This window comes from Streptomyces sp. LaBMicrA B280 (assembly GCF_049222185.1).
Classification (GTDB): domain Bacteria; phylum Actinomycetota; class Actinomycetes; order Streptomycetales; family Streptomycetaceae; genus Streptomyces; species Streptomyces murinus.
Genome location: NZ_JBMJCT010000022.1, coordinates 193,350 through 220,273, shown reverse-complemented (window position 1 = coordinate 220,273; position 26,924 = coordinate 193,350). Strand labels below are relative to the sequence as shown.

Sequence of the window (26,924 nt, the reverse complement as noted above, 5' to 3'; positions counted from 1 at the left end):
TCAGATACGCTCGATGATGGTGGCGATGCCCATGCCGCCGCCCACGCACAGGGTGACCAGGCCGTAGCGCTTGTCCTGGCGCTCCAGTTCGTCCACGAGCGTGCCGACGAGCATGGCGCCGGTCGCGCCGAGCGGGTGGCCGAGGGCGATGGCGCCGCCGTTGACGTTGACCTTCTCCAGCGGCAGGCCCATCTCCTCGACGAAGCGCAGCACGACGGCGGCGAACGCCTCGTTGATCTCGACCAGGTCGATGTCGTCGATGGTGAGGCCGGCCTTGGCGAGGGCCTTGCGGGTGGCGGGCGCGGGGCCGGTCAGCATGATGGTGGGCTCGGAGCCGGAGACGGCGGCCGAGACGATCCGCGCGCGCGGGGTGAGGCCGTAGCGCTCGCCGACCTCCTTGGAGCCGATCGCGACGAGCGAGGCGCCGTCCACGATGCCGGAGGAGTTGCCCGCGTGGTGGACGTGGTCGATCTTCTCGACCCAGTGGTACTTCTGCAGCGCCACGGCGTCGAAACCACCGAGTTCGCCGATGTCGGCGAAGGACGGCTTGAGCTTGGCCAGGCTGTCGGCGGTGGTGCCGGGGCGTGGGTGCTCGTCGCGGTCGAGGACGATCAGGCCCGCGCGATCCTTGACCGGGACCACGGAGCGGTCGAAGCGGCCGTCCTTCCAGGCGGTGACGGCGCGCTCCTGGGACAGCGCCGCGAACTCGTCCACGTCCCGGCGGGTGAAGCCGCCGAGGGTGGCGATCAGGTCGGCGCCGATGCCCTGGGGCACGAAGTTGACGTCCAGGTTGGTCATCGGGTCGTTGAACCAGGCGCCGCCGTCGGAGGCCATCGGGACCCGGGACATCGACTCCACGCCGCCCGCGAGGACCATGTCCTCCCAGCCGGAGCGGACCTTGGCCGCGGCCAGGTTGACGGCCTCAAGGCCCGAGGCGCAGAAGCGGTTCTCCTGTACGCCCGCCACGGTGTCCGGCAGCCCGGCGGCGATCGCGGCGATGCGGGCGATGTCGGAGCCCTGGTCGCCGACGGGGCCGACGACGCCGAGCACGATGTCGTCGATGGCGGCCGGGTCGAGGTTCGGGAAGCGGTCCCGGATCTCGTGGATGAGGCCGACGACCAGGTCGATGGGCTTGGTGGCGTGCAGGGCGCCGTTCGCCTTGCCGCGGCCGCGCGGGGTGCGGATCGCGTCGTACACATACGCTTCGGTGCTCACTGGGATGCCTTTCGGGAGGGTCGGCCGGGCGGTTCGGCCCGCGGCGGGTGGGTCGGTGGGCTCAGTCGGCGGCCGGGGTGGGCCGGTCGTCGCCGGTGAGCGCGGGTATGTCCCAGTCCCGGGCCACGGTCTCGGTGTCGGCGCCCGGCAGCGCGGGTCCGGTGCGCAGGGCGGTGGGGGTGGCGGAGAAACGGGGCGCGGGGGCGGGCTGGGTGATGCCGCCGTGGTCGGTGAAGGTGCCGCGGGCGGCCAGGTGCGGATGGTGCGGGGCCTCGCGCAGCGACAGTACGGGGGCCACGCAGGCGTCGGAGTCCGCGAACAGGGCGGTCCACTCCGCGCGGGTGCGCTCCCGGAAGCGGGCGGTGATCGCCGCGCGCAGTTCCGGCCACCGGGTGAGGTCGGTGCGGGCGGCTCGGAGGTCGTCCAGGCCGAGCAGGCGCAGGAACTCGGCGGAGAACTTCTCCTCCAGGGCGCCGACCGCCATATGGCCGCCGTCGGCGGTCTCGTAGGTGCCGTAGCAGGGGCAGCCGCCGTCCAGGAAGTTGGTGCCGCGCCGGTCCTGCCAGACGCCGGCGGACAGCATGCCGTGGATCATCGTGGACAGATGCGCGGTGCCGTCCACGATGGCGGCGTCCACGACCTGGCCGGTGCCGGTGGCGCGCGCGTGGTGCAGGGCGGCGAGGACGCCGACGACCAGGTAGAGCGAGCCGCCCGCGAAGTCCCCGAGGAGGTTGGCGGGCACGACCGGGGGCTCGCCGGGGCGGCCGATCATGCCGAGGGCGCCGGTGAGGGCGATGTACGCCACGTCGTGGCCCGCGCGCTCGGCGAGGGGGCCGTCCTGGCCCCAGCCGGTCATCCGGCCGTAGACCAGTCGGGGGTTGCGGGCGTGGCAGTCGGCGGGGCCGACGCCGAGGCGCTCGGCGACGCCCGGCCGGTAGCCCTCCAGGAGGATGTCGGCGCGCTCGGCGAGGTCCAGCACGCGGGCGGCGCCTTCCGGGGACTTGAGGTCGACCACGACCGAGCGCTTGTTGCGGTTGGTGATGTCGTGGGCGGGGTCGACGCCGAGGCCGGGGCCGCCGGGGCGGTCCACCCGGACCACATCGGCGCCGAGGTCGGCGAGCAGCATGGCGGCGAACGGGCCCGGCCCGATGCCGGCCAGCTCCACCACGCGCACGCCGCCGAGCGGGCCCCGCTCTGCTGGTGCCGCCGTGCTCATGCCGTCCCCCAAGCGTGTGACACAACTGATGTAACACCGGTGATGCTATGAACGCGTTCCATCCGGCACAAGACCTGAACGAGCAAGCGCTTAGCCAAGTGCCCGGGCGACCGAAAATCGCCCGGACGCCTCCGGGACGCTCACCTCACGCTAGCCTCGGCCACCGACAGCGGCGCGGGCTGCGCGACCGAGGGGTGTCATGAGCAGGCGAGGTGGGTCATGAACGGGCTGGACCGTCCCTACGACGTGGTGCTCTACGGGGCGACCGGCTTCGTCGGGGCCCTCACGGCGCGGTATCTGGCGGCGCATGCGCCACAGGGACTGCGCTGGGCGATCGCCGGGCGCGACGAGGTGAAGCTGCGGCGGCTGCGGGACGGGCTGCCCGCGGGCGCGGACATCGGTGTGCTGCGCGCCGACGCGTCCCGGCCGGCCGGGCTGCGCGATCTCGCCGGGCGCGCCCGGGTGGTGGCCACGACCGTCGGGCCGTACCTGCGTCACGGCGAGGAGCTGGTCGCCGCCTGCGCGGACGCCGGGACGGACTATCTGGACCTCACCGGAGAGCCGGAGTTCGTGGACCTGATGTACGTACGGCACGACGCCCGCGCCCGGGAGACCGGCGCGCGCCTGGTGCACGCGTGCGGGTTCGACTCCGTGCCGCACGATCTTGGCGTCTACTTCACGGTGAAACACCTGCCGGAGGGTGTGCCGCTGCGGGTGGACGGCTATGTGACGGCCGACGCGGCGTTCTCCGGCGGCACGCTGGCCTCGGCGCTCGACCAGTTCGCGCGCGGGCGCACGATGCTGGCCGCCGCCCGCGACCGGGCGCGGCACGAGCCGCGGCTGCACGGGCCGCGGCTGCACGGGCGCCGGGTGAGCGCGCCGACCGGGGCGCCGCGCTTCGCCCCGGAGGTCGGCGCCTGGGCGCTGCCGCTGCCCACCATCGACCCGCGGATCGTGAGCCGTTCGGCGCGGGCCCTCGACCGGTACGGCCCCGACTTCCGCTACCGGCACTTCGCGGCGGTCCGCCATCTGCCGGTCGCGCTCGGCGGGGTGGCCGCGGTCGGTGCCACGGTGGCCGCCGCCCAGCTGCCGCCGGTGCGCCACTGGCTGTCCGGCCGGCTCGGTTCCGGCGCGGGGCCCAGCGCGGAGAAGCGGGCCAGGAGCTGGTTCCGGGTCCGCTTCGTCGGCGAGGGCGGCGGGCGGCGCCTCTTCACGGAGGTCTCGGGCGGCGACCCCGGATACGACGAGACCGCCAAGATGTTCGCCGAGGCCGCGCTCTGCCTCGCCTGTGACGATCTCCCGAAGACATCCGGCCAGGTGACGACGGCCCAGGCGATGGGCGACGCGCTCACCGACCGGCTGCGGGCGGCCGGGATCACCTTCCGGGTGGCCGCCGAGCGGTGACCTGGATCGTCCGGTGCGCGCGTCCCGCCCCGAGACCCGGTGCGAGGATGGGCACTCGGACCGGACGAAGCCCAAGGAGGCGCGGAAACAGTGAAGTTCGTGCTCGAAGTGACCGTGGACGAGAACGCGTCGGCGCAGGAGCGGGCCGCCGAGCTGGGCCGGATCCTGCGCTACTGGGGCGGCAATCTGCACCACTACGCGCTGGAGCCGGGCGACGGCTCACCCGTCTACGACTCCCAGTACAAGGAAGTCGGTGTGTGGCGGCTCGCCGGCGACTGAGCAAGCCCGTCCGCCGTCGCCTCCTTGAGCGCCCTGCGGCACAGGCCGTCCGCGTGCCGGGTGGTCTCCGGGAGGCGGTAGGCGGGGGTGAGGGCGAGCGTGTGGGCGAGGGCGCCCGCCAGGGACACCCGGTGGCCGACGGAGACGAAGACGGGTCTGACGGCGTCGCGGGTACGAAGGGCGCGGCCGACCTCCTCGGACCCGGCGAGCAGTGCTGCGGAGCTGCCGCGGGCGGCACCGGGCTCCTCGTACGTGAAGGTGAACGGGTTCTTGGCGACGCCGATGGTGGGCAGGCCCGTGAGAACGCCGAGGTGGCTGGCCAGGCCGAAGCGGCGGGGGTGGGCGAGGCCGTAGCCGTCGCACACCACCAGGCCGGGCGCGACGGGCAGGGCTGCCAGCGCGGCCAGGACCGTCGGCAGTTCACGGAAGGCGAGCAGACCGGGGACGTAGGGGAAGGACACCCGGCCGACCGCGGTCGACTCGGCGAGGACCTCCAGGGTGGCGGCGTCCAGGACGACGGCCGCGGCGGCGACCAGGTCGCGCTCGTCGTCATAGGCCACGTCGACCCCGGTCACCCGGCCGGTGCCCGGCGGCGGTCCGGGCTCGTCGAGCACCACCCGGCCGCGCAGTTCGTCCTGGACCGCGCGGGCCTCCGCCTCGGTGGTGGGCCAGCCCGCCGGTACGCCTACGGTCGTCATGTCGGCCGACTGTACGTGCCCCGCCCGGGCCGCCCCGCTCCCGGGGTTAGGCTCGCGATCATGTTCGTACTGGAGCTGACCTACACCGCGCCCCTCGATGCCGTGAACGCCCTGCACGCCGACCATATGGCATGGCTGGGGGAACAGTTCGAGAAGGGCTGCTTCCTGGCGTCGGGGCGCAAGAACCCGCGCGACGGCGGGGTGATCCTGGCCGTCGCCGAGGACCGGGCCCGGATCGAGGAGATCGTCGCGGCCGACCCGTACACCGTCGCCGGGGTGTGCGCCTACCGGATCACGGAGTTCATCGCCACCACGACGGTCCCGGAGCTGGCCCGGTACCGGCAGACCCCCGCCTGAGGGCGGCCCCTCAGCCCTTCTTGGCGTTCAGCGCGCGCTGGAGCTGGTCCTTGTTCATGTGCGAACGGCCCTCGACGCCGCGCTGCTTCGCCTCGTTGTACAGCTGGTCGCGGGTCGGGCCCTGGGGTCCCGACCGGTTGCCCGACCGCTGGCCGCCGCGCCTGCCGGACGACATGTCCTCGGTGGAGGTGCGGCTCGCGGTCCTGGACTCGCCGGACCGGGCGCGCTCCTTGTTGACGGTCCGCGCGGCGATCTCCTCGGCGCGTCCCTCGCTCTCGCCCCGGTCCTGCGCGCTCTCCTTGATGTGCTCGTACTGGCGTTCGCGCTTGGGGCTGGAACCGGCTGGCATGATCGCTCCTTTCACCGCGAAGGCTGCTACGACGCCTTCGGGGCGCGAGTACCCGGCTGTCGGCGCCCCTACCTCACCGTTCCAGCCGGGCCACCCTGCCCTGCTCGCCGGCCGCCCAGCAGCCGAGGTCGGGGGTGCAGGAGACGGTGTCGTACGAACCGGTGTCGATCGTGCGCCAGGTGCGGCCGCCGTCCGTGGTCAGATCGGTGCCGGTCGGGCCGACGGCGAGCGCCGAGGTCCGGCTGTGCGGGAGCCAGGCGGCGCCGGAGCGGTAGGCGGGCGGGGGTGTGGCGGACGGCTGCCAGGTGCGCCCGCCGTCCCGGGTGACGGCGGCGGCCTGCGGCGAGGGCTGCCCCGCTGCGTAGTCGCCGCCGACGGCGAGGCCGTGGACGCGGTCGCGGAAGGCGAGCGCGAAGACCCCCCGGGCCGGGTCGCCCGCCGGGACCGGGGTGTCGGCGGCGGTCCAGGTCAGGCCGCGGTCGGCGGAGTGCAGGACCCGGGCGCGGGCGCCGCCGCCGGTGGCCAGCCAGGCGTCCCTGGAGCCCGAGGTGACCAGGCACTGCCCGCTCGCCGCGAAGCCCGCCTCGCCGTCCAGGGCGGACGGCATCCCGGCCGGGGGCAGCACCCGCCAGGAGCGTCCGCCGTCGCTCGTGGACAGGATGCGGAACCTCCCGTCCACGGGGTCGCCCATGGCGAGGCCGTGGCGGCGGTCGAAGAAGGCCATGCAGTCGTAGAACGCGTTCGGATCGGTGTTGCGGAAGGACTCCGTCCAGCTCGCCCCGCCGTCGTCGGTGCGGTACACCCGGGACGCCTCGCCCTCGCCGATGGCCAGCACCACCGCGTGCCGCGCGTCGAACGCCTCGACGTCCCGGAACTCCAGGCCGGACGCGCCGGGCGGGGAGACGTCTCGCCAGGACGTGCCGCCGTCCCGGGTGAGCAGGACGGTGCCGCCGGTACCGGCCAGCCAGGCGGTGTGCCGGTCGACGGCGGCAAGGCCCCGGTAGCGGACCTGCGGGGTGCCGGGGTCCTTCGCGGCCCAGTGCACGCCCTGGTGCCGGCCGAGCGCGGCGGCCGACGGGACGGTCAGCGCGGCCAGCGCCGCGCCGCACGCGACTCCCGCCGCGGTCAGCCTGCCCGCCCGCCGGAGGCCCCGCGCACCCCTCACGTCCCGCTTGTCCCGCTTGTCCCTCGTGCTCCCCATGCGCCTCATGGCGGGCGAAGCTAGCCCACCGGCCGGTCGCCGTCCAGAGGGCCAACTGCCCTGCGTGCCAGGGGCGGCCGCGCGTGCATGAACGCGGTGACCGAGGTCACTCGTTCCCCAGGTGCACGTCCCGGCCCGTTCCGTCGTCTCATCCAGTGCCGGGAGTCACCAGGCCGCAGTCCAGCCGTCACGAGGGAGCAAGGCGTTGTCCACCGTCATCGAGCAGCCCGTAGAAGCCCGCCTCGTCGCCGCCGCACCGCGTATGCCGAGCATTCCCGCCACGCTGCGGTACGACCGCTGCGACCCGTTCGCGGTGCGGATGACCTTCCCGGCCCCGGCCACCCTGGAAGGCGTCGAGGTCTGCTGGACCTTCGCCCGGGAACTGCTCGCCGCCGGGCTGCTGGCGCCCGAGGGCCAGGGCGACGTCCGGGTGCGGCCGTACGGCTACGACCGCATCGTGCTGGAGTTCCACGCCCCCGAGGGCACCGCCGTCGTCCATGTGCGCGCGGGCGAGATACGCCGCTTCCTGGAGGCGACCGGCGAGCTGGTGCCGGTCGGGCTCGAACACCTCCAGCTGGACCTGGACCACCACCTGGCCGAACTGATGCGGGACGCCTGACCGGCGCGGCCCGGCGCACCGGGGCGGGGGCGGCCTGGGCGAGTGTTGCCGGGTCCGGGGGGAGGGGGGGGGGAGGGGGGAGGGGGGGGGGGGGGGGGGGGGGGGGGGGCCGCCGCGGCAGCGGCCTGCCGCGGCGATAAATGTTTTGACTCCCGTCGGCGGTGCTCCTAGCGTTTGTCTCGGATCTGTTGCCGTCGATCGGAGAAGGACGTTGCTCGTCTGAGGTTCGGAGACACCGCGTCGCACCGGTGAGGTGTGCGTGGCGTACGACCCTCGGCGTTCGAGCCGTCCTCCGGCACAGGCCCCTTTTTCTTTACGGCCTCCGGGTGACCCTTCGGTTCCCGCCCCGCGGTGTCTCAAGACGCGTCCGCGAAACCGCACCCACTCCCCCGCGAGGCCCTCATGTCATCCGCGTCATCCTCTTCCGTCACCCTTTCGTCCCTGTCCTTCGCCTGGCCCGACGGCACCACCGTGTTCGACGGCCTCGACGTCTCCTTCGGCCCCGGCAGGACCGGGCTCGTCGGCGTCAACGGATCGGGAAAATCAACCCTGTTGAAGCTCATCGCGGGTGAACTCGCCCCGGCCGACGGCACCGTCAAGGTCATGGGCGACATCGGCTACCTCCCGCAGAACGTCACCCTGGACACCGCGCTCCGCGTGGACCGGGCCCTCGGCATCGCCGAGCGGCGGGCCGCGCTGCACGCCATCGAGGCGGGCGACGTGTCCGAGCGGCACTTCGAGACGGTCGGCGACGACTGGGACGTCGAGGAGCGCGCCCTGGTCACCCTCGGCGAACTCGGCCTGGGCCACCTCGGCCTCGACCGCACCGTCGGCGAGGTCTCCGGCGGCGAGTCGGTGCTGCTCCGGCTCGCGGCCCTGCTGCTGCGCCGCCCGGACGTGCTGCTCCTGGACGAGCCCACCAACAACCTCGACCTGTACGCGCGCCGCCGCCTCCACCAGGCCGTCGCCGCCTGGCCCGGGGTGCTCGTCGTCGTCAGCCACGACCGTGAACTCCTGGACCTGGTCGACCAGATCGCGAACCTGCGCGCCGGCGAGGTCACCTGGTACGGCGGCAACTTCTCGGCCTACGAGGAGGCGCTGTCCGTCGAACAGGAGGCGGCCGAACGGATGGTCCGGGTCGCCGAGGCCGATGTGCGCAAACAGAAACGCGAACTGTCCCACGCCCAGATCAAGTTGGCCCGCCGCAAGCGGTACGGGCAGAAGATGTTCGAGACGAAGCGCGAGCCGAAGATCGTGATGGGCGCCCGTAAGCGCGCCGCCCAGGAGTCGGCGGGCAAGCACCGCATCATGCACGAGGAGCGCCTCGCCGAGGCCAGGGAGCGCCTGGACGACGCGGTGGACGCGGTGCGGGAGGAGGACGAGATCCGTGTCGACCTGCCGTACACCGCCGTACCGCCGGGCCGGCAGGTGCTCACCCTGGAGAACCTGGCGATGGCCTACGGGGCGCGGATCGAGGGCGTCCTCGATCTGCGCGGCCCGGAGCGGATCGCGCTGGTCGGGCGCAACGGCGCGGGCAAGACGACGCTGCTGCGCACGGTCGCCGGGCAGCTGGCGCCGACGGAGGGCACCGCCACCGCGCACGTCCCGCTGCGGTTCCTGCCCCAGCGCCTGGACGTGCTGGACGACGAGCTGACGGTCGCCCAGAACGTGGCCCGGTTCGCGCCGGGCGCCACCAACAACCGGGTCCGGGCGCGCCTGGCCCGCTTCCTGTTCCGGGGCGCCCGCGCCGACCAGCGGGCGGCCACCCTGTCCGGCGGCGAGCGCTTCCGGGCCGCGCTGGCCGCGCTGATGCTGGCCGAACCGGCACCCCAGCTGCTCCTGCTGGACGAGCCGACCAACAACCTCGACCTGGCGAGCGTCCGGCAGCTCACCTCGGCCCTGGAGTCGTACGAGGGTGCGCTGCTGGTGGCCAGCCACGATCTGCCGTTCCTGGAGTCGATCGGCATCACCCGCTGGCTGCTGATGGCCGACGGCGAGCTGAAGGAGATCGCACCGGAGGAGGTGGGCTAGGCGGTTTCGTCCGGCTCAGCTGGTCGTTGGTCCGGGTGTGCCGTTGACTGACGCGCAGTGGGAGCGGGTTTTCACCGCCCTGGTGGCCCGGGCCGACGCGGACGAGGACCTCAACTGGATCGTGTCGGTGGACTCCACGATTGTGCGGGCTCACCAGCACGCGGCCGGGGCCCGCGAAAAAGGGCCCCGGCCGGTGAACCGGACGGCCATGCCGTCATGGCCCTTCGACCCCGGGAGCTACAAACAGCGCAACACTGTCGAGCGCCGCATCAACCGCCTGAAGCAGTGGCGCGGCAGGGCGCCATCTCGGCGATGGTGCTGCTGGGCATGCCTGCCGCCAGGAACGCCTGTATGAGGCGCACCCGCTGAACGTGCTCGTCCTCGTCGTGGCGCTGTCCGCTGGGTGAGCGGGAGCTGACGAGCAGGCCCTGCTCCTCGTAGTAGCGCAGCGACCGGCGGCTGGCTCCCGTCCGGGCGGACAGTTCACCGATCCGCATGCCGGACTCCGGGCCTACGACGGCCTGACGGAAATCTGGTTCGAGAACTGGGATGATCACGACGCCTTCTTCGCCTCCGAGAACTACCGGACGCTGGTCAACCCCGACGAAGCGCGCTTCATCGACATGGAATCGGTGGCCCGGGGCCTGATGGCGGGGGTTTTGTCCTGACCGGGTCGGACTGCATGATGGCGGACCGGCGTCGCACCTGCGGCGCAGGCACCGCGTCCCCGACCGGAAAGGCCCGTCGTGCCCAGCAAGAAGGCTCTCGTCCGCCGCCCGAGCCCCCGTCTCGCCGAGGGCCTGGTGACCCATGTCGAGCGGCAGAAGGTCGACGTCGGGCTCGCCACCGAGCAGTGGGAGGCGTACGTCGAGGCGCTTCGGGCGCACGGCTGGGAGACCCGCGAGGTCGAACCGGCCGACGACTGCCCGGACTCGGTGTTCGTGGAGGACACCGTCGTCCTGTTCCGCAATGTCGCGCTGATCACCCGGCCGGGCAGCGCGTCCCGCCGCCCGGAGACCGCCGGTGTGGAGGAGGCGGTGGCCGGCCTCGGCTGCTCGGTGAACTGGATCTGGGATCCGGGGACCCTGGACGGCGGCGACGTCCTGAAGGTCGGCGACACCGTCTACGTCGGCCGCGGCGGGCGCACCGACGCGACCGGAGTGCAGCAGCTGCGGGCCGCGTTCGAGCCGCTGGGCGCCCGGGTGGTGGCCGTACCGGTGAGCAAGGTGCTGCATCTGAAGTCGGCCGTGACCACGCTGCCGGACGGCACCGTCGTCGGGCACATCCCGAAGATGGACCGGCCCTCGCTGTTCCCCGGCTTCCTCGCGGTGCCCGAGGAGTCCGGCGCGCGGGTGCTGCTGCTCGGCGGGCACAAACTGCTGATGGCGGCGAGCGCCCCGAAGACCGCCGAGCTGCTGACCGACCTCGGCTACGAGGTGGTCACGGTGGACATCGGCGAGTTCGAGAAACTGGAGGGCTCGGTCACGTGTCTGTCCGTACGTCTGCGGGAGCTGTACGCCTGACCGGGAGCCGCACGCCTGACCGGGCGGATCCCTCCCTCCGGCAGTCCCGGGACCGAGGCGTCCCGGGGCTGTTCCGTATGCCCGGACAGCCCCGGCGCACCACCTGATCTGGGACTCTCTTACGGCGGCCTTAACCTACGGTTTCGTAACCTACGGACTCGTAGCTTACGATCACGTAGGTTTCTCGGCACCGCTCGCCGGTACCCCTCGTTTGTGCTCTCCCCCGTTCGGCGTCCCCTGGAGTTCCCGTGACGATCACCTCTCCCCATCTCGGCAGCACGTCCGTCTGGACCGACGCCCGGCTGCTGTACGCGCTGGAGGAAGTGGTGGAGGGTGAGCTGAACCGGCATCTGAAGGTCGCCAAGGACTGGATGCCGCACGAGTACGTGCCCTGGGGCGACGGGCGCAACTTCCCGGCCCTGTTCGAGGACGGGGAGGCCTGGGCGAAGGACCAGTCCAAGGTGACCGAGATCGGTCGCACCGCCCTGGTCGTCAACCTGCTGACCGAGGACAACCTGCCCAGCTACCACCACGAGATCGCCAGCCTGTTCGGCCGCGACGGCGCCTGGGGCACCTGGGTGCACCGCTGGACGGCCGAGGAGGGCCGGCACGGCATCGTGATGCGGGACTATCTGCTCGCCTCGCGCGCGGTGGACCCGGACAAGCTGGAGCGGTTCCGCATGGCGCACATGAGCGAGGGCTTCGAGTCCGACAACCGGCACTCGATGCTGCACTCGGTCGCCTATGTCGCCTTCCAGGAGCTGGCCACCCGGATCTCGCACCGCAACGCAGGCCATCAGTCCGGTGACCCGGTGTGCGATCGCATGCTCGCCCGGATCGCGACCGACGAGAACCTGCACATGGTGTTCTACCGCAACCTGCTCAAGGCGGCGTTCGAGCTCGCGCCCGACCTGACGATGCGGGCGGTCCGGGATGTCGTCGTCGACTTCCGGATGCCCGGGCACGGCATTCCCGGTTTCGAGCGGGCCGCGGCGCAGATGGCGATCGGCGAGGTCTACAACCTGCGCATCCACCACGACGACGTGCTCCAGCCGGTGCTCCGCTTCCTGAAGGTCATGGAGCTCGACGGCCTCGGCCCCGAGGGGCGGCAGGCGCAGGAGGAACTCGGCCTGTACATGGGCGGCCTGGACGCGGAGGCCGGCCGGTTCGACGAGAAGCTGGCCGCGCGCAAGGCGCGGATGGCGGCGCGGGCCGCCGGCCACTGAGCGAGGCGGTCATCGGCTGACCGGCCCCGATCGCGGGCGGCCGGTCAGCCGGAGGTGCGGCGCAGGGCGAGGCGTTCCTTCTCGGACAGGCCGCCCCAGACGCCGAAGCGCTCGTCGTGGGCGAGGGCGTACTCCAGGCAGGCCGGGCGCAGCTCGCACATCCCGCAGATGCGCTTCGCCTCGCGGACCGAGCTGCCCGGCTCGGGGAAGAAGAAGTCCGGCCCCGTCTGCGCGCACAGGGCCTGCGCCTGCCAGGTCGGGTCGGCCGGGGTGATGGTGTCGAGGTGCATGGCCAGGATCATGCCGATCGGCGAAAAACGTTCGATCAACGCGCGCTCAACGCCGTCGTCGGGGCCCCCGGCCGCATCGATGATGCTCCCCGGGGCCGGTCGGTTGCACGGCGGCGCGCGGAAAGTTCGAGAACCCAGCGGACATGCCGGATCACTGAAGGTGAGGGCGGGTCCCGGCGGGGCTCCGGTGGAGCTCCGGCGGCGATTGTCAGTGGGCGGTGCCAGACTCGGCAGTGCACGGGACGGGACCCCTTCGAGGAGGGCGGCAATGCTCACCACCGATTTCGTCGACGGCGCGCCGAACTGGCTCGATGTCGGCGCCCCGGACATCGACGGCGCGCGCTCCTTCTACGGCTCCCTGTTCGGCTGGCACTTCGAGTCGGCGGGCCCGGACGCGGGGGGTTACGGCTTCTTCCAGCTGGACGGGAAGACCGTCGCGGGTGGCATGCGGTGCGGGCCCGAGCAGGGGCCGCCGGCCTGGACGCTGTACTTCAGGACCGCGGACGCGGCGGCGACCGCGCGGGCGGTCGAACAGGCCCATGGGCAGGTGCTGTTCGGGCCCGTCGATGTGATGGGCCAGGGGCACATGGCGGTCCTCGGCGACCGGGCCGGGGTGAAGTTCGGGGTCTGGCAGCCCGGCCGGACCAAGGGCGTGGACATGGCGAACGCGCCGGGCGCGCTGTGCTGGGCCGAGCTGCACACCCCGGACATCGCGGCGGCGGCCGCCTTCTACCACCGGGTGCTCGGTCTGAAGACCTCCGGCGTGTCCTTCCCCGGCGGTATGTATACGTGCGTCAACCCGGCGGGTGCCGGGGAGGACGCGATGTTCGGCGGGATGGTGCCGCTGACCCGGACGGAGGACGAGCCGTACTGGCTGCCGTACTTCGGGGTCGAGGACACCGACGCGATCGTGACCGAGGCGCGGCGCCTCGGCGGCTCGGTGACCGCTCCGGCCCTGACGGTCGAGGGCGTGGGGCGCATCGCCGGACTGGCCGATCCGTACGGCGCACGGTTCGCGGTGATCAGGAGCGAGCGGGCGCGGGAGTGAGGCAGGGGCCGGGGGCCGGGGCTGACGGCTGCCGCGTACGGCTCAGGCGGATGCCCGGCGGATCAGGGTGGTCGGCAGGATCACGCCGGGCCCCGGGGTCCGGGCCGCAGCCTCGGCGCCGCCCGGCCCTGCGGCATCGTCCGGGGCGGCCGAGTCGCCCCCTGTGGCCGCGTCGCCGAGCGGAACGGACGTGCCCTGCGAGGCGGACGCCCCCCGCAGCAGCAGACGGGCCATCAGGCGCCCCATCCGCTCGATGTCCTGACGGACCGTGGTCAGCGGCGGGTCGGACTGCTCGGCCAGCGGCAGCATGTCGTCGAAGCCGACCACGGCCACGTCCTCGGGCACCCGCAGCCCCCGCTCCCGCAGCACGCGCAGCGCGCCCAGCGCGGTGAGGTCGTTCGCGGCGAACACGGCGTCCACATCGGGGCGGCGGTCGAGGAGTTCCCGCATGGCCCGCTCCCCGCCGGCCGGGGTGAAGTCGCTCTCCACGACCAGCGAGGGATCGCCGCCCCCGTCGGCCGTCTCCGCCATGACGTCCCGGTAGCCGTCGAGCCGGTCCACGGCCGAGGTCTGATCCAGGGCACCGGTGATGTGCGCGATCCGGGTCCGGCCGAGCCCGGCCAGATGGCGTACGGCGGTGCGCGCGCCGCCCCGGTTGTCGGTGTCCACGTACACCGGTGTGCCGGTGCGGTCCCGCCAGCCCGGCCGGCCGCCGAACACGGTGGGCACCCCGGCGTCATGGATGAGTCCGGGCAGCGGGTCGTCCAGGTGCAGGGAGAAGACCAGCGCCCCGTCCACATGGCCCCCGGCGAGATACCGGGCGACCCGGGTGTGGTCGTCCCGGCCCTCGGTGAGCAGCAGCACCAACTGGTTGTCGTGGGCGGTCAGTTCCTTGCTGATGCCGCGCAACTGGAGGGCGAAGAAGGGGTCGGTGAAGACCCGGGCCTCCGGTTCGGCGATGACGACGGCGACGGCGTCGTGCCGCTTCGTGACGAGGCTGCGCGCCGCCTGGTTGGGGACGTAGCCCAGTTCGGCCACGGCTCGCCGGACCCGCTCGGCCAGCGATTCCCGTACGCCGTATCCGCCGTTGACCACCCGTGACACGGTGGCTCTGGAGACCCCGGCGCGCGTCGCCACGGCCTCCAGGGTGGGACGCGACACTGCCTCGGGCACCACGGGACTCCTCATCGGCCGGTTACCGCCCAGGATATCGAGGGTTCGGTGCCCGGCGGGGCGCCTCCGGCGGTCAGGGCGCGGGGTCCTTACGGGCCCGGCTCGGCTGGACGCGTTTGGGTTCGCCGGGCATCTTCGGGTACTCCGGCGGGTACGGCAGATCGCCGAGCCCGTGGTCGTGCTCGTCGCGGCGGGCCAGCTCCAGCAAGGCGTCCAGGGAGTGCGCGTGGTCGTCCATGTCGGCATGCACATCGCCGAGTTCGGCGAACCGGGCCGGCATAGTGGCCAGGTCGAAGTCGCGGGGACGGGCGGAGTCGACCTCGCTCCAGCGCAGCGGCGCGGACACGGTGGCCTCCGGGCGCGGCCGTACCGAGTAGGCGGAGGCGATGGTGCGGTCGCGGGCCGTCTGGTTGTAGTCGACGAAGATCCGGGCGCCGCGCTCCTCCTTCCACCACTTGATGGTGACCTGTTCGGGCATCCGGCGTTCCAGCTCCCGGCCGACGGCGATGGCGGCGCGCCGTACCTGGGTGAAGGTCCAGCGGGGTTCGATGGGCACGAAGACATGCAGTCCCCGGCCGCCGGAGGTCTTCGGCCAGCCGCGCAGTCCGCCGAACTCGTCGAGGACGGCGCGCAGTTCATGGGCGGCGCGGACGGCGTCCGTGTAGTCGGTGCCGGGCTGCGGGTCGAGGTCGATGCGGAGTTCGTCGGGGTGGTCGACATCGCCCGCGCGCACCGGCCAGGGGTGGAAGGTGAGGGTGCCGTACTGGGCGGCCCACACCACGGCGGCCTCCTCGGTCGGGCACATCTCGTCGGCGCTGCGGCCGCTGGGGAAGGTGATGTGGGCGGTCGGGATCCAGTCGGGCATTCCCTTGGGGGCGCGTTTCTGGAAGAACCACTCCCCCTCGATGCCGTCCGGGTAGCGCTCCAGGGTGGTGGGGCGGTCGCGCAGGGCGCGCAGGATGCCGGGGCCGACCGCGATGTAGTAGCGCGCGAGGTCCAGCTTGGTGAAGCCGCGCTCCGGGAAGAACACCTTGTCCGGGCTGGACAGCCGTACGGTCCGCCCGGCCACCTCCAGTTCCAGCGCTTCGGCCATGCGGCCACCGTAGGCGCCCGCCGCGCGGCGCGCACACCGGGCGCGCACGGGTACGCACACGGGCGCGCACGCCGGGCGGGCACCGGCGGGCGCGAGCAGAATCGGAGCCATGGAGCTGCCGGTGATGCCGCCCGTGAAGCCGATGCTCGCCAAGTCGGTGGCGAGGATCCCGCCGGGCATGCACTACGAGGCGAAGTGGGACGGGTTCCGTTCGATCGTGTTCCGCGACGGCGCCGAGATCGAGCTGGGCAGCCGCACCGGCAAGCCGCTGACCAGGTACTTCCCCGAGCTGGTCGAGGCGCTGCGGGAGCGGGTGCCGAAGCGGTGCGTGCTCGACGGGGAGATCGTGATCGCGCGGGCCGGGCATCTGGACTTCGACGCGCTGACCGAGCGGATCCATCCGGCCGCCTCCCGGGTGCGGACGCTGGCGGAGCGGACCCCGGCCTCCTTCGTCGCCTTCGATCTGCTGGCGCTGGACGATCACGCCCTGCTGGAGGTGCCGCTCACCGACCGCCGGGCGCTGCTGGACCGGGCCCTCGCCGGGGCCGGCCCGCCGGTGCATCTGGCGCCCGCGACGACGGATCTCGCGCTGGCCGAGCAGTGGTTCGAGCGGTACGAGGGCGCCGGGCTCGACGGGATCGTGGCCAAGCCGCTCGACCTGCGCTACCGCCAGGACGAACGGGCCATGTTCAAGATCAAGCACGAGCGTACGGCCGATGTCGTCGTGGCCGGGTACCGGCTGCACAAGAGCGGCCCGGTGGTGGGCTCGCTGCTGCTGGGCCTGTACGACGGGCAGGGCAGGCTCCAGCATGTGGGCGTGTCGGCCGCGTTCCCCATGAAGCGGCGCGCCGAACTGGTCGAGGAGCTGGCGCCGCTGCGGATGGACGATGTCACCGGGCACCCCTGGGCGGCCTGGGCCGAGGAGGCCGCGCACGAGAGCGCCCGGCTGCCCGGCGGGCCGAGCCGCTGGTCGGGCAAGAAGGACCTGTCCTGGGTGCCGCTGCGGCCGGAGCGGGTGGCCGAGGTCGCCTACGACCACATGGAGGGCGGGCAGCGTTTCCGGCACACCGCCCGCTTCCGCCGCTGGCGCCCCGACCGGACACCCGAGGGCTGTACGTACGCCCAGCTGGAGGAGCCGGTGCGGTACGACCTCGCGGAGATCCTCGGGGAGAAGGGCTGAGCCCCGCGCCGCCGGGAAGCATCCGCCACAACGGGCCGCCGCTACGGCTTCATGAGGATCTTGATCGCGCCGTCCTCCTTGCGCTGGAACATCTCGTAGGCGTGCGGCGCCTCGGACAGCGGCACCCGGTGCGTGGCGAAGTCCTCGACGCCGAGCGGGTCGTCGTCGGTGAGGTACGGCATGATCTGGTCGCTCCAGCGGCGGACGTTGGCCTGCCCCATCCGCATCTGGGTCTGCTTGTCGAAGAGGGTGAGCAGCGGGATCGGGTCGGCCATGCCGCCGTAGACGCCGCTGAGCGAGATGGTGCCGCCCCGTCGTACCAGGTCGATCGCCATGTACAGGGCGCCGAGCCGGTCGATGGCGAAGCGCTCCGCGAGGGGGGCCGCGACCTTGCGCGGCATGAGGGCGGTGGCCTGCTGGGCGAGCCGAGCGGCCACGCTGCCGTGGGCCTCGGTGCCGACGGCGTCGATCACCGCGTCCGGGCCCCGGCCGCCGGTCTCGTCGCGGATCGCGTGGATCAGCGCCTTCTCGTCGTCATAGGTCCGCAGGTCGTACGTCTTCACGCCTCGCCGGTTCGCCCGCGCGAGCCGCTCGGGCACCAGGTCGATGCCGAAGACCTGTTCGGCGCCGCGTGCCTTCGCGATCCGGCAGGACATGTCGCCGATCGGGCCGAGGCCGAGGACCGCGACGCTGCCGCCGGGCGGGATCGCCGCGTACTCGACGGCCTGCCAGGCGGTGGGCAGGACGTCGGAGAGATAGACGAAGCGGTCGTCCGGCGGGCCCTCGGGCACCTTCATCGGGCCGAACTGGGCCTGCGGTACCCGCAGATACTCGGCCTGGGCGCCCGGTACGGCGCCGTAGAGCCGGGTGTAGCCGAACAGGGCCGCGCCCATGCCCTCGCCGGTGACCTGGGTGGTCTCGCACTGGGTGGTGAGCCCCGAGTCGCACATGAAGCAGTGCCCGCAGGAGATCTGGAACGGCACCACGACCCGGTCGCCGGGCTTCAGGTTCGGCACCTCCGAGCCGACCTCCTCCACGATGCCCATGGGCTCGTGGCCGAGGATGTCGCCCGGGGTCATGAACGGGGTGAGCACTTCGTACAGATGCAGGTCGGAGCCGCACAGCCCGCTGGAGGTGATGCGGATGACGGCGTCGGTGGGCTTCTCGATCCTCGGGTCGGGCACGTCCTCCACCCGCACGTCCCGCCTGCCCTGCCAGGTGACTGCCTTCATGGGGTCGCGCTCCTCTTCGGTCGCGTGCGTCCGTTCCGCAGTGGCGGCCGGGTACCCGTGCGTCCGGGCGCCGAATCCCCTGGTGGGCGCGGTGTGGGTGCCGGGCGGGGACACAGTGGGTATGACCCGCGTGCGCGCACGATCGGACGACGGCGACGGCGACGGTTGACGGACGGGGTGGCGAGGGTGGGCGGGAGACGTGGTTCGCACAGAGGCGCGGTGACGGCGGTCGTGCTGGTCGCCTCCCTGGCGTCGGGGTGCGGCGGGCACGGCGGACGGCACGACCGGGGGCCGGTTCCGACCCGGCCCCCGGCCCCCACCGCCAGGGGCGGCTCGCCGCTCGCCGTGAAGATCGACAATGTGCCGGCGGCCCGCCCGGGGACCGGGCTGGACGCGGCCGACGTGGTGTACGCGGAGCAGGTCGAGGGCGGGCTGAGCCGGTTGATGGCGGTGTACGCGAGCCGGCTGCCGAGCGCCGTCGGACCGGTGCGCAGCGCCCGCGAGTCCGATCTGGAGCTGCTCGGTCAGTTCGACCGGCCGTATCTGGCGTTCTCCGGTGTCCAGCGCAAGCTGCTGCCGCTGATCGAGCGGGCGCCGGTGCGGCCCGAGTCACCCGACGAGGCGCCCGGCGCCTACTACCGGGACAGCGCGCGGGCCGCGCCGCACAACCTCTATCTGCGCCCCGCGCGCCTGCTGCGCTCCGCGCCGGGCGCGGGCGCGCTGACCACGGGCTTCCGCTACGGCCCCGCCCCCTCCGGCGGCACCCCGGTTTCCTCGCGCACCGTGCGCTACCCGGCGGCCCGGTTCACCTTCACCTGGTCCCCGGCCCGGCACGGCTGGCTGATCACGATGGACGGCACCCCCGCGGTCACCACGGACGGTCCCCGCCCGGCGCCGCCGACGGTCGTCGTCCAGTACGTGGACATCCGCGACTCACGGTACCACGACGTGCTCGGCAACCCCACCCCCTACACCGAGACGACCGGCTCCGGGCGGGCGGAGGTGCTGCGCGACGGGCGCTCCTTCGCCGCCACCTGGTCCCGGCCCGCGGCGAACGGCGGTACGGCGTTCACCGGGGCGGACGGCGCGCCGCTGGACTTCGCCGCCGGTCAGGTGTGGGTGGTGTTCGCGCGGGCGGGCTGAACCGCGCCGCGACACGGGCGGATCACCGTGCTCCTCCCCCGTCGAGCGCCGCTCTCGCCTGTGCGACCAGGCCGTCCGCGCCGCAGGAGCGGGCCAGGTCCAGGCCCCGTTCGAGGTCGGCGGCGGAGCGGGCGAGGATGCCGTACTCGATGCGGGCGGCCGCGTGTTCGTACTGGGAGGGCGAGGCCTCCAGATAGGTGACGGCGCGGCGCGCGAGCTGGAGTGCGCGGGGGCCGGTCTCCAGCGCGGCGGCACAGCGCAGGGCCTCGCCGATGGCGGTGTCCGTGCCGAAGCGCTCGGCCTGCCGACGGGCGTCGGCGGCGAGCCGCTTGCTGCGGGCCGGGTCCTGGGCCGCGAGGGCCCGGGCGAGGTCGACGGACCAGGGGGCGAGGACCGGGTTGTGGCCGCCCCGGGAGACGGCGGTCTTCTCGGCGGCCTCCAGCTCGTTGATGCCTTCCTCGGTTCGGCCGACGGCGAGCAGCAGCCGGCCGCGCACCGAGCGGACGTCGGGCAGCACGATGGTGGACGGGTAGGGCGGGGCGAAGCCGTACTGCTCGGCGACCGACCAGGCTTCCTCGACGCGCCCGCGGGCGAGCAGGGTGTCGACCAGGCCGCAGGTGGCGGACCAGTGCAACGGCAGGCGTCGGCCCACCCGTTCGGCGAGGACCAGGGCCTCGCGCAGATTGGTCTCCGCGTCCCGCAGGCGGCCCTGCCGACGGTAGGCCAGACCCAGGTAGGCGTTGGCCAGGGAGAGGTGCCCGCCGTGCCAGCCGGCGCCGGTGTACACGCGCAGGGCTTGGGCGAACAGGCTCTCGGCGCGGTCGAGCCGGTCAGTGTAGACGTAGGCGCTGCCGAGCATCATCAGCAGTTCGATGCCCCACTCGCGGTCGGTCCAGCCGAGGCCGGGCGCGAGCCGTCCGTTGACGAGGGCCCGGTCGCAGAGTTCGACGATCTCGGCGGCGCTCTCGCCGTGCGTCATGGCGTCGAAGCCGCGCAGGATCAGCAGCGCGCGTTCGGTGTTGTCGCGACCGTCGCAGGTGGCGGCGAGTTCGGCGAGGCCCTGGGAGCGGGCCGGGGCGACGGTCTCGCCGTGGATGCCCTCCCACATGTACTGGAACGCCTGCAACCGCATCCGCACGGGCCCCGGTTCGTGCCGGGCGGCCTCGGCCTCGATGGTGCGGACGGCCTCCTCCAACTGGTCGTTGTGGAGCAGGGCCTGGGAGAGCCGGACCACGGCGTCGACGCGGTCGCTGCCGTCGAGGCCGCGCATGCCGAGGGCGCTGCGCAGATGGGCGATCGTGACGGCGGGCGCGGTCAGCAGGGTGGCGCAGCCCAGTTCGTACAGGACATGGGCGTGGATCTCGGGGCGGGGCGGCTCCTCCAGGGCGCGTTCGAGGCAGACGCGGGCCGCGTCGGGCGCGCCGACGGCGAGGTGTTCGCGGGCGGCCTCGCGCAGCCGCTCGACCAGTCTCTCGTCGGCCTCCGGATGGACTTCGAGGAGGTGCCGGGCCGCTTCGGCGGCGCCCCGGCCCAGCTCGGTGACGATCTCGGCGGCCACGCCGTGCATGGCGGTGCACACGCCCGGCGGGATGGAGTTGTAGACGGCGGAGGCGATGAGCGGGTGCACGAACTCCAGCTCGCCGCCCCGGTGTTCGCCGGCCGTGGGGTCGGGTGTGGTGAGGATGCGGGCGGTGCGCAGCAGACCGGCGCAGTGCCGGGCGGTGTCCTCGTCCATGGTGGCGAGGCGGGCGACCGACTCCAGGGTGATGCCGGTGCCGAGGACGGCGGCGGCCCAGGCGAACTGGGTGGCCTGGAGGCCGAGTTCCTTGATCCGGTCGACGAGTCCGCCGCCGCGGGCCGCGCGGTTGAGGGCGCGCAGCTCCCCGGCGCGGGCCTCCACCGGCGGCAGTTCGCTCTCCTGCACCTTGGCGAGGAGTTCGACGGCGTCGTACGGATTGCCCGCGGTGACGGCCCAGACCTCGCGGCAGAACGCGTCGTCGGCGTGCCGGCCGAGGGTGGCGCGGGTGAGTCCGGCCGCCGCGTCGGGGGTGAGCTCGCGCAGGTTGTTGACGGGGCGGCCCGCGGCCTCGGCGACCGCGTCGAGGTACCGGGCGCTCTCCCCGCTGATGTCGCCGGGCCTGCGGGCGACCACGACCAGGACGGACAGGTCGTGCAGGCGTTCGGCGAAGGCGGCGAGCCAGCGCAGGGTCTCCTGGTCGGCCCAGTGCGCGTCGTCGATCAGCAGCACGAGCGGCCATTCGCGGCGGGCGAGCCGGCGGACGGCGGCCACGAGGCCGTCGCACACGTACTGCGGGTCGGCGCTCTCCTCCTGCGGTTCGGCTATGCCGAGGGCGGGACCGGCGATGTCGTACCAGTCGCCGAGGTACTCGCGGGCCTCTTCGGGCAGCAGTGACAGCAGCGCGGGCTGGAGCAGCTGCCGCACCACGTTGAAGGGCACGGACCGCAGGGTCTCGGCGCCGCGGGTGTACCACACGGTGCAGCCCCGGCGTTCGGCCATCCGGCGGACCTCGGTCAGCAGCGCGGTCTTGCCGATACCCGCCTCGCCGCGGAAGACCAGCAGGCCGCCCGCGGAGGACTCGTCGGCGCGCAGCTCCTCGATGGCCCGCGCGACGGTGTCGATCTCCGCGTCCCGCTCCCACAGGGGAGCCGAAGCGGCCGCCGCCGGCCGTCCCTCCGTCATCCCGTTACCTCCCCAAGGTCGCCCGAATGACGTACAGACCCCGAGCGTAGTCGTCCGGTGGGATATGTGGTGGCCGGTCGGGGCAGCTCTTGCACAGCCGGGTGAAAGTTCGGACGGCCGGGCGACGCGGGCCCGCCCCGATCAGCGGTGTCGTCGGCGGACGGAGCGTCAGCGGTGAGCGAGACGAGGCGGGTTCCGCAGGGGTGTACGGCCGGCCGGGGCCCCGGGGTGCGGGCGGTGGCGGCGGGATCGGTCGGGAACTTCGTGGAGTGGTACGAGTTCGCGGTCTACGGCTTCCTCGCGACCGTGCTCGCCGAGCGCTTCTTCACCCCGGCGGGCGGCGGCGCGGTGGAGGGGCTGGTGCGGACGTACGCCTCCTTCGCGCTCGCGTTCTTCTTCCGGCCGCTCGGCGCGGTGCTGTTCGGGGGGCTGGGCGACCGGTACGGACGGCGGCCGGTGCTGATCGGGGTGGTGGCGCTGATGTCGGGCGCCACGGCGCTGATCGGGGCGCTGCCGACGTACGGCGCGGTGGGGGCCCTCGCGCCCTGGCTGCTCACGCTGCTCCGGATCGTCCAAGGGCTCGCGGCGGGCGGGGAGTTCGGCGGTGCGGTGACGGTGCTGACCGAGTTCGCCCCGCCGGGGCGGCGGGGGCTGTACGGGGCGTGGCAGTCCTTCACGGTGGCGCTCGGGCTGCTGGGCGGGGCGGGGGTCACCGCGGTGACGGCGGCGGTGCTGGGCACGGAGCGGCTGTCCGCGTGGGGGTGGCGGCTGCCGTTCCTGCTGGCCGTGCCGCTGGGCCTGCTGGCGCTGTGGCTGCGCGCCGGTCTCACGGAGACACCCGCGTTCCTGGAGCGGGCGGCCAAGTCCCCCGGGGTGAAGCTCGGTTGGGGGGCGCTGGTGCTCGCGGCGGCTCGGGTGACGGGCTGGGCGGCGGCCGGTTACACCTTCCTGGTGGTGCTGCCGTCGTATCTCCAGAGCGCGCTGCACACGGGCTTCGCGCAGGCGCTGCTGGCCGCGGCGGTGGCCAACGCGGGGTTCGCCGCGGCGATCCTGCCCGCCGGGGTGCTCAGCGACCGGGTGGGGCGGCGGCCGGTGCTGTTCGCGGGCGCGGTGCTGGTGGTGGCGGGCGCGCTGCCGGTGCTCGACCTGCTCCAGGATCCCGGCGCGCCGACCCTGGCGAAGGCCCTCGCCCTGGCCGGTGCCGGTGCGGTGGTGGGTCTGATGGCGGGCCCCGGTCCGGCCCTGCTCGCCGAGATGTTCCCCTCCCGCGTCCGCTGGACCGGCCTCGGCCTCGCCTACGCCCTGTCCAACGCGGTCTTCTCCGGCTGCGCGGGCCTGATCATCACGGAGGCGGTGCGCAGGACCGGGAACCCGGACGTACCCGGGTACTACGCGGCGGCCGCGTGCGCGGTCAGCGCGGTGGCCCTGCTGAAGCGGGCGCCGCAGGAGGGGCGTTGGCGACATGGGCAACCGGAAGAGGCGGCACACGAGGCGAGTTGGAGGAAGCGGTGCGAGTGATCGGGTTGATGTCCGGGACGTCGTACGACGCCGTGGACGCGGCGGCCGGGGAGCTGCGGCTGGACGGCGACACGTTGGCGTTGCGGCCGCTCGGGATGGTCAGCGCGCCGTACGAGGAGCCGTTGCGCGCGGCGCTCGCGAAGGCGATGCCGCCCGCGGCGAGCGGGTTGGAGGCGGTGTGCCGCCTGGACACCGGGATCGGGCGGGCGTTCGCGGCGGCGGCGGTGCGGGCGGACCGGGAACTGTGCGCGGGACGCGCGGAGTTGGTGGCCTCGCACGGGCAGACGGTCTACCACTGGGTGGCGGACGGGCGGGTGCGCGGCACCTTGCAGCTCGGGCAGCCCGCGTGGATCGCGGAGGCGACCGGGCTGCCCGTGGTCGCCGACTTCCGGGCCCGGGACGTCGCGGCGGGCGGCCAGGGCGCGCCCCTGGTCAGCCTGTTCGACCTGCTGTGGCTGCGGGGCAGGGCCGGCCGTCCGGTGGCGCTGAACATCGGCGGCATCGCCAATCTGACCGCGCCGGACGGCACCGCCTTCGACACCGGGCCGGGCTGCGCGCTGCTGGACGCGGCGGTCCGGGAGTTCAGCGGCGGGCGGCTGGCCTACGACATGGACGGGGCCCTCGCCGCGCGCGGCCGCCCCGACCCGCGGCTGCTGGAACGGCTGCTGGCGGAGCCGTACTACGCCCTGCCCGCGCCGCGCACCACCGGCAAGGAGCTGTTCCACGCGGAGTATCTGCGGGCCGCCGGGGCGTTCGACGGGGGCCGCCCGGCGGACGTACTGGCCACGCTCGCCCTGCTGACCGCGCGGACGGTCGCGGACGCGGTGCGGTCCGTCGGCGCGAGCGAGGTGATCGCGTCCGGCGGGGGCGTGCGCAATCCGGTGCTGGTGCGTCTGCTCCGGGAGCTGCTCGACGGGATTCCGCTGCGCTCCTCGGACGAACTCGGGCTGCCCGCCGCCGCGAAGGAGGCGTACGCCTTCGCCGTCCTCGGTTTTCTCACCGTGCACGGCCTCCCGGGCACCGATCCGCGCAGCACGGGGGCGCGGCGGCCGAGCGTGCTGGGGTCGGTGACACCGGGGCGGGACGGATTCCGGATGCCGGTGGCCGCACGGTGCGCGCCGGTGCGGCTGGTGGTGGAGGGCGGGGAGGGGAGCCGGACGGGGTCGGCCGAAGAAATCGAGAGGTGATATGTCCGGGTCGATGGGATTGGCGGCAGATCCTCTCATCGCACTTTCACGGTTGCCTCTTACGGTGGGGCCATGACGCAGGTGACTCCTCCCGGGTGGTACCCCGACCCCGGGCAGACGCATGACGGTCCGCCCACCGAGCGCTGGTGGGACGGCACGGCCTGGACGGACCGGGTCCGCCCCGCCGGGACGGCCGCGCCGTGGGGTCCCCCGGCACAGGTGCCTCCGGCGGATCAGCCGGAGGCGGGGCGGCCGGAGGCGGGCCGGGCGGAGACGGGCCGGGCGTCGGACGACGGTCGGACACCGGAGAACGGCCGGGCGGCGGCGGCCGACCCGGCGGCGGCCGACACCGGAGCACAGGACGGCCCGGGGGCGCAGGCGGGTCCCGTGCCGCCCGTCGGCCAGGCCCCCCTCACCCCTCCCGCTGCGGGGACCGCTCCCCTGTCGCCCGTCGGCCAGGCGCCGCCCGGCTACGGCGCCCACCCCGGCCACCAGCCCCCGCCCGGACAGCCCGGCTACCCGGCGTACACCGGCTACCCGTCCTACCCCGCGCCGCCCCCGCCGCCCTCCCGGAGCGGGCTGCGGACCGGCATAGCCGTCACCGCGGCGGTCGCGGTACTGGCCTGCATCGGGATCGGCGTGTACGCGCTCACCAAGGACAGCGGCGGGAGCAATGACCGCGCCGGGGTGCGGCAGGGCGCGAGCGGCGGGCAGGACGGCGGCGGGTTCGGCGGTCCCGGTGGGTCCGACGGCTCCGGTGGCGCTTCCGGCGGGCAGGGCGGCCCGGGCGGCTCCGGCGGCAGATCCTCTTCCGATCTGGCGCCTCCGGCGGCCCGGGCGGCGGCGGGGACGGCTCGGGCGGCTCCGGCGGTCAGTCGCCGTCGCCCGACCGTTCGCCCGCGCCCAAGATCAAGGGCGGCGGGACCGTGCCGGACTCGATCGACGGCGTCAGCCTGCCCGTGCCGAAGGGCTGGACCGGGCAGGCGATCAGCGTCGGCGCGCAGGTCACCTCGGACAACTCCTACAAGTGCCCCGGCAACAGCTCCCAGACCTGCACCGCGGGCGGCGCCTACACCGCGCCCGCCGTGGCGCTGGGCACCGACGGCGACACCGCGGAGCAGGTCGCGAAGGCGGACATCGCGGCGAACGCCAAGGAGTCGTACGGCGGCAGCACCTACGGCAGCATCACCTCGCACCGGCAATTGGCCGCCGAGGCGGTGACGGTGGCCGGGCAGAAGGGCTACCTGGTGCGCTGGAAGGCGGTCACCAGCAAGGGCGCCGACGGCCTGGTCGAGTCGGTCGCCTTCCCCTCCCCGAACGACGCCCGGCAGATGGTGGTCGTGCGCTTCGGCATCGACGTCGGGCAGGACACCTCGGTCATCGACGAGATCCTGAAGGGGATCAAGGTCTCCTCCGGCGGCGGGGACGGCCAGAACGTCTGACCGGGGCGGAAAGAGTCCGGCCGGGTGGGGTTCCCCTCCGCTCAAGGGGAACCCCGCCCGGCCGGGGGGTGCGCGCCGCCCCCGTCCCCACGGTGCGGCGCGGGCAGACCGCCGTTCAGTCATCCCGTGAACGGCGGTCTGGGTCTTTAAGTCAGTGCGAGCGCAGGCAGCACGGTGGCCTCCACGAACCGGAGCAGGTAGTCGGCGTCGGCGTACTGGCCGCTGAGCACGGGCCGTACGCGCAGCACGCCGAACATCATGGCGGGGATGAACTCCAGCGCGGGATGGCCCGCGGGGATCTCACCGCGCGCCACGCCCCGGTCGAGGATCTCCTGGAGCGCGGCGATCTCCGGGTGCACCAGTGCCTCGCGCAGCGCCTGGGCCAGCTCCGCGTCCTGGGTCATCGCGGACCCGAGCGCCTGGAGCAGCTTGGTGTCCTTGCCGGACCAGTCGCCCGCGGCCCGCGCGGCCCGGCGCAGATCCTCGGCGAGCGATCCGGTGTCGATACCGGCGAAGCGCACCCGCCCCCGGGCCCGCAGCGCGGCGGCCACGAACTGGGGTTTGTTCTTCCACTGCCGGTAGAGCGTGGACTTGCTGCACCGGGTGCTGGAGGCGACGCCCTCCATGGTCACGGACTCGTAGCCGCACTCGCGGATCTGTTCCAGCACGGCGTCGAAGAACTCCCGCTCACGCTCCGGCGTGATCTTGGAGCGGCGCGAGGCGACGACCGTCTCCGGTCCCTCCGCGGCCTGCGACGTCATGTGGTGTTTCCCCTCACTCATGGGCTCGGGCGCCCCCG

25 protein-coding genes and 3 pseudogenes are annotated in these 26,924 nt (G+C 73.7%); 16 read left to right on the top strand and 12 right to left on the bottom strand.

Annotated features, from left to right (window positions below):
* Positions 1-1,215 (bottom strand): acetyl-CoA C-acetyltransferase, encoded by a 1,215-nt coding sequence (locus tag ACLF5H_RS20355; RefSeq protein ID WP_421677435.1) that lies wholly within the window; start codon positions 1,213-1,215, stop codon positions 1-3.
* A 61-nt stretch (positions 1,216-1,276) separates the two neighbouring features.
* Positions 1,277-2,431 (bottom strand): CaiB/BaiF CoA transferase family protein, encoded by a 1,155-nt coding sequence (locus ACLF5H_RS20350; RefSeq protein WP_421677434.1) that lies wholly within the window; start codon positions 2,429-2,431, stop codon positions 1,277-1,279.
* Positions 2,432-2,650: 219 nt separating this feature from the next.
* On the opposite strand from ACLF5H_RS20350, the gene ACLF5H_RS20345 reads away from it, so the two are divergent.
* Both ACLF5H_RS20345 and ACLF5H_RS20340 read left to right on the top strand, forming a co-directional pair.
* Positions 2,651-3,835: a saccharopine dehydrogenase family protein gene (locus ACLF5H_RS20345; RefSeq protein ID WP_421677433.1), complete on the top strand. Its 1,185-nt coding sequence runs from the start codon at positions 2,651-2,653 to the stop codon at positions 3,833-3,835.
* A gap of 90 nt (positions 3,836-3,925) precedes the next feature.
* Positions 3,926-4,114 carry a hypothetical protein gene (locus ACLF5H_RS20340; protein WP_421677432.1) on the top strand — a complete coding sequence of 63 codons (189 nt, stop codon included), beginning with the start codon at positions 3,926-3,928 and terminating at the stop codon, positions 4,112-4,114.
* Here the strand turns inward: ACLF5H_RS20340 and ACLF5H_RS20335 are convergent.
* Positions 4,063-4,812: an endonuclease V gene (locus tag ACLF5H_RS20335; RefSeq protein ID WP_421677431.1), complete on the bottom strand. Its 750-nt coding sequence runs from the start codon at positions 4,810-4,812 to the stop codon at positions 4,063-4,065. The genes ACLF5H_RS20340 and ACLF5H_RS20335 overlap by 52 nt on opposite strands.
* Positions 4,813-4,872: 60 nt before the next feature.
* Here ACLF5H_RS20335 and ACLF5H_RS20330 point away from each other — a divergent pair, with 60 nt between their 5' ends.
* Positions 4,873-5,169, top strand: coding sequence for a YciI family protein (locus tag ACLF5H_RS20330; RefSeq protein WP_421677430.1), 297 nt, complete (start codon positions 4,873-4,875; stop codon positions 5,167-5,169).
* A 10-nt stretch (positions 5,170-5,179) separates the two neighbouring features.
* Here the strand turns inward: ACLF5H_RS20330 and ACLF5H_RS20325 are convergent, their stop codons facing one another.
* Positions 5,180-5,518: a plasmid stabilization protein gene (locus ACLF5H_RS20325; RefSeq protein ID WP_421677429.1), complete on the bottom strand. Its 339-nt coding sequence runs from the start codon at positions 5,516-5,518 to the stop codon at positions 5,180-5,182.
* A gap of 73 nt (positions 5,519-5,591) precedes the next feature.
* The gene (locus ACLF5H_RS20320) at positions 5,592-6,719 is read right to left on the bottom strand and encodes a WD40/YVTN/BNR-like repeat-containing protein (RefSeq protein WP_421677428.1); all 1,128 of its coding nucleotides are present in this window, start codon (positions 6,717-6,719) and stop codon (positions 5,592-5,594) included.
* 205 nt (positions 6,720-6,924) lie between these two features.
* On the opposite strand from ACLF5H_RS20320, the gene ACLF5H_RS20315 reads away from it, so the two are divergent.
* The 3 genes and pseudogenes from ACLF5H_RS20315 to ACLF5H_RS20305 form a co-directional block, all read left to right on the top strand.
* On the top strand, positions 6,925-7,338 hold the full coding sequence (locus tag ACLF5H_RS20315; RefSeq protein ID WP_421677427.1) for an SsgA family sporulation/cell division regulator: 414 nt from the start codon (positions 6,925-6,927) through the stop codon (positions 7,336-7,338).
* 402 nt (positions 7,339-7,740) lie between these two features.
* Positions 7,741-9,369 carry an ABC-F family ATP-binding cassette domain-containing protein gene (locus ACLF5H_RS20310; RefSeq protein ID WP_421677426.1) on the top strand — a complete coding sequence of 543 codons (1,629 nt, stop codon included), beginning with the start codon at positions 7,741-7,743 and terminating at the stop codon, positions 9,367-9,369.
* A 115-nt stretch (positions 9,370-9,484) separates the two neighbouring features.
* Positions 9,485-9,553, top strand: a pseudogene (locus ACLF5H_RS20305) (transposase); the annotation flags it as partial.
* Between the two features lie 88 nt (positions 9,554-9,641).
* On the opposite strand, the pseudogene ACLF5H_RS20300 reads toward ACLF5H_RS20305, so the two are convergent.
* Positions 9,642-9,866: pseudogene (locus ACLF5H_RS20300) on the bottom strand (MerR family transcriptional regulator); the annotation flags it as partial.
* Here ACLF5H_RS20300 and ACLF5H_RS20295 point away from each other — a divergent pair.
* From ACLF5H_RS20295 to ACLF5H_RS20285, 3 genes are all read left to right on the top strand, one after another.
* Positions 9,798-10,037, top strand: coding sequence for an EthD domain-containing protein (locus tag ACLF5H_RS20295; protein WP_421677610.1), 240 nt, complete (start codon positions 9,798-9,800; stop codon positions 10,035-10,037). The pseudogene ACLF5H_RS20300 and the gene ACLF5H_RS20295 overlap by 69 nt on opposite strands.
* 78 nt (positions 10,038-10,115) lie before the next feature.
* Positions 10,116-10,892: a dimethylargininase gene (gene ddaH, locus ACLF5H_RS20290; protein ID WP_421677425.1), complete on the top strand. Its 777-nt coding sequence runs from the start codon at positions 10,116-10,118 to the stop codon at positions 10,890-10,892.
* A 248-nt stretch (positions 10,893-11,140) separates the two neighbouring features.
* Positions 11,141-12,118 carry an acyl-ACP desaturase gene (locus ACLF5H_RS20285; RefSeq protein ID WP_421677424.1) on the top strand — a complete coding sequence of 326 codons (978 nt, stop codon included), beginning with the start codon at positions 11,141-11,143 and terminating at the stop codon, positions 12,116-12,118.
* A 44-nt stretch (positions 12,119-12,162) separates the two neighbouring features.
* Here ACLF5H_RS20285 and ACLF5H_RS20280 read toward each other — a convergent pair whose 3' ends face one another.
* A complete protein-coding gene (locus ACLF5H_RS20280) occupies positions 12,163-12,408 on the bottom strand; it encodes a WhiB family transcriptional regulator (protein ID WP_421677609.1) in 246 nt (81 codons plus the stop codon).
* Between the two features lie 268 nt (positions 12,409-12,676).
* Between ACLF5H_RS20280 and ACLF5H_RS20275 the strand changes: the two genes are divergently transcribed.
* Entirely contained in the window at positions 12,677-13,456 is a 780-nt protein-coding gene (locus tag ACLF5H_RS20275; RefSeq protein ID WP_421677423.1) for a VOC family protein, read from the top strand.
* Positions 13,457-13,498: 42 nt separating this feature from the next.
* On the opposite strand, the gene ACLF5H_RS20270 is transcribed toward ACLF5H_RS20275, so the two are convergent.
* Both ACLF5H_RS20270 and ligD read right to left on the bottom strand, forming a co-directional pair.
* The gene (locus ACLF5H_RS20270; RefSeq protein ID WP_421677422.1) at positions 13,499-14,629 is read right to left on the bottom strand and encodes a LacI family DNA-binding transcriptional regulator; all 1,131 of its coding nucleotides are present in this window, start codon (positions 14,627-14,629) and stop codon (positions 13,499-13,501) included.
* A gap of 73 nt (positions 14,630-14,702) precedes the next feature.
* Complete coding sequence (gene ligD / locus ACLF5H_RS20265) at positions 14,703-15,722, bottom strand: non-homologous end-joining DNA ligase (protein WP_421677421.1); 1,020 nt, start codon at positions 15,720-15,722, stop codon at positions 14,703-14,705.
* A gap of 109 nt (positions 15,723-15,831) precedes the next feature.
* Here ligD and ACLF5H_RS20260 point away from each other — a divergent pair, with 109 nt between their 5' ends.
* Positions 15,832-16,902, top strand: coding sequence for an ATP-dependent DNA ligase (locus ACLF5H_RS20260; protein WP_421677420.1), 1,071 nt, complete (start codon positions 15,832-15,834; stop codon positions 16,900-16,902).
* A gap of 41 nt (positions 16,903-16,943) precedes the next feature.
* Here the strand turns inward: ACLF5H_RS20260 and ACLF5H_RS20255 are convergent, their stop codons facing one another.
* Complete coding sequence (locus ACLF5H_RS20255) at positions 16,944-18,134, bottom strand: zinc-dependent alcohol dehydrogenase (protein ID WP_421677419.1); 1,191 nt, start codon at positions 18,132-18,134, stop codon at positions 16,944-16,946.
* A 177-nt stretch (positions 18,135-18,311) separates the two neighbouring features.
* Between ACLF5H_RS20255 and ACLF5H_RS20250 the strand changes: the two genes are divergently transcribed.
* Complete coding sequence (locus ACLF5H_RS20250; RefSeq protein ID WP_421677418.1) at positions 18,312-19,277, top strand: DUF3048 domain-containing protein; 966 nt, start codon at positions 18,312-18,314, stop codon at positions 19,275-19,277.
* A gap of 22 nt (positions 19,278-19,299) precedes the next feature.
* On the opposite strand, the gene ACLF5H_RS20245 is transcribed toward ACLF5H_RS20250, so the two are convergent.
* Positions 19,300-21,978, bottom strand: coding sequence for an ATP-binding protein (locus ACLF5H_RS20245; RefSeq protein WP_421677417.1), 2,679 nt, complete (start codon positions 21,976-21,978; stop codon positions 19,300-19,302).
* A 174-nt stretch (positions 21,979-22,152) separates the two neighbouring features.
* On the opposite strand from ACLF5H_RS20245, the gene ACLF5H_RS20240 reads away from it, so the two are divergent.
* From ACLF5H_RS20240 to ACLF5H_RS20225, 4 genes and pseudogenes are all read left to right on the top strand, one after another.
* Positions 22,153-23,496: an MFS transporter gene (locus ACLF5H_RS20240; protein ID WP_421677416.1), complete on the top strand. Its 1,344-nt coding sequence runs from the start codon at positions 22,153-22,155 to the stop codon at positions 23,494-23,496.
* Positions 23,487-24,683: an anhydro-N-acetylmuramic acid kinase gene (locus ACLF5H_RS20235; RefSeq protein ID WP_421677415.1), complete on the top strand. Its 1,197-nt coding sequence runs from the start codon at positions 23,487-23,489 to the stop codon at positions 24,681-24,683. Before ACLF5H_RS20240 ends, ACLF5H_RS20235 begins: the two co-directional genes overlap by 10 nt.
* Before the next feature lie 72 nt (positions 24,684-24,755).
* A pseudogene (locus ACLF5H_RS20230) lies at positions 24,756-24,839 on the top strand (DUF2510 domain-containing protein); the annotation flags it as partial.
* Between the two features lie 770 nt (positions 24,840-25,609).
* Positions 25,610-26,125, top strand: coding sequence for a hypothetical protein (locus tag ACLF5H_RS20225; RefSeq protein WP_421677622.1), 516 nt, complete (start codon positions 25,610-25,612; stop codon positions 26,123-26,125).
* A 146-nt stretch (positions 26,126-26,271) separates the two neighbouring features.
* Here ACLF5H_RS20225 and ACLF5H_RS20220 read toward each other — a convergent pair whose 3' ends face one another.
* The gene (locus tag ACLF5H_RS20220) at positions 26,272-26,886 is read right to left on the bottom strand and encodes a TetR/AcrR family transcriptional regulator C-terminal ligand-binding domain-containing protein (protein ID WP_421677414.1); all 615 of its coding nucleotides are present in this window, start codon (positions 26,884-26,886) and stop codon (positions 26,272-26,274) included.
* Positions 26,887-26,924 lie beyond the last annotated feature (38 nt).

Bases quoted from the DNA above. Each gene is read 5' to 3' on its own strand.
- ACLF5H_RS20275 (WP_421677423.1), top strand. From the start codon at position 12,677: ATGCTCACCACCGATTTCGTCGACGGCGCGCCGAACTGGCTCGATGTC.
- ACLF5H_RS20345 (WP_421677433.1), top strand. From the start codon at position 2,651: ATGAACGGGCTGGACCGTCCCTACGACGTGGTGCTCTACGGGGCGACC.
- ACLF5H_RS20310 (WP_421677426.1), top strand. From the start codon at position 7,741: ATGTCATCCGCGTCATCCTCTTCCGTCACCCTTTCGTCCCTGTCCTTC.
- ACLF5H_RS20320 (WP_421677428.1), bottom strand. From the start codon at position 6,719: ATGGGGAGCACGAGGGACAAGCGGGACAAGCGGGACGTGAGGGGTGCG.
- ACLF5H_RS20260 (WP_421677420.1), top strand. From the start codon at position 15,832: ATGGAGCTGCCGGTGATGCCGCCCGTGAAGCCGATGCTCGCCAAGTCG.
- ACLF5H_RS20245 (WP_421677417.1), bottom strand. From the start codon at position 21,978: ATGACGGAGGGACGGCCGGCGGCGGCCGCTTCGGCTCCCCTGTGGGAG.
- ACLF5H_RS20255 (WP_421677419.1), bottom strand. From the start codon at position 18,134: ATGAAGGCAGTCACCTGGCAGGGCAGGCGGGACGTGCGGGTGGAGGAC.
- ACLF5H_RS20330 (WP_421677430.1), top strand. From the start codon at position 4,873: ATGTTCGTACTGGAGCTGACCTACACCGCGCCCCTCGATGCCGTGAAC.
- ligD (WP_421677421.1), bottom strand. From the start codon at position 15,722: ATGGCCGAAGCGCTGGAACTGGAGGTGGCCGGGCGGACCGTACGGCTG.
- ACLF5H_RS20350 (WP_421677434.1), bottom strand. From the start codon at position 2,431: ATGAGCACGGCGGCACCAGCAGAGCGGGGCCCGCTCGGCGGCGTGCGC.
- ACLF5H_RS20335 (WP_421677431.1), bottom strand. From the start codon at position 4,812: ATGACGACCGTAGGCGTACCGGCGGGCTGGCCCACCACCGAGGCGGAG.
- ACLF5H_RS20325 (WP_421677429.1), bottom strand. From the start codon at position 5,518: ATGCCAGCCGGTTCCAGCCCCAAGCGCGAACGCCAGTACGAGCACATC.
- ACLF5H_RS20280 (WP_421677609.1), bottom strand. From the start codon at position 12,408: ATGCACCTCGACACCATCACCCCGGCCGACCCGACCTGGCAGGCGCAG.
- ACLF5H_RS20220 (WP_421677414.1), bottom strand. From the start codon at position 26,886: ATGACGTCGCAGGCCGCGGAGGGACCGGAGACGGTCGTCGCCTCGCGC.